Consider the following 597-nt stretch of genomic DNA (forward strand, 5'->3'; position numbering starts at 1 on the left):
CGCAGGCTGTTGCTGACCACGAACACGCTGGAGAACGCCATCGCCGCACCCGCGATCATCGGGTTCAGCAGCCCCAGCGCGGCCAGCGGCAACGCGGCCACGTTGTAGGCGAACGCCCAGAACAGGTTGCCCTTGATCGTCGACAGCGTCCGCCGCGACAACCGGATGGCGTCGGCCGCCACCCGCAGATCGCCCCGCACCAGCGTCAGATCCGACGCCTCGATCGCGGCGTCGGTGCCGGTGCCCATCGCCAGCCCCAGATCCGCCTGAGCCAGCGCGGCGGCGTCGTTCACCCCGTCGCCCACCATCGCCACCACCTTGCCCTCGGCCTGCAGCCGCTTGACCACCTCCACCTTGTCCGCGGGCAGCACCCCGGCGATCACCTCCGCGATGCCCACCTCGGCGGCGACCGCCTCGGCCACCGCCTGATGGTCACCGGTCAGCAGCACCGGCGCCAGACCCAGCGCACGCAACCGCTCGATCGCCTCCCGGCTGGTCGCCTTGACCACATCGGCCACCACCAGCACCGCCCGCGCCTTACCGTCCCAGCCCACCGCCACCGCGGTACGCCCCTGCTCCCGCGCGGCCGCCAGCGCC

At 72.9% G+C, this 597-nt stretch carries 1 protein-coding gene; it reads right to left on the reverse strand.

Features of this window, described 5'->3' with window-relative positions; genetic code table 11:
* On the reverse strand, positions 1-597 hold a 597-nt coding region (locus FXF51_RS60265), incomplete at both ends, for an HAD-IC family P-type ATPase (RefSeq protein ID WP_148443842.1).

The sequence above is a fragment of the Nonomuraea sp. PA05 genome, from assembly GCF_008086045.1.
Taxonomy (GTDB): Bacteria; Actinomycetota; Actinomycetes; order Streptosporangiales; family Streptosporangiaceae; genus Nonomuraea; species Nonomuraea monospora.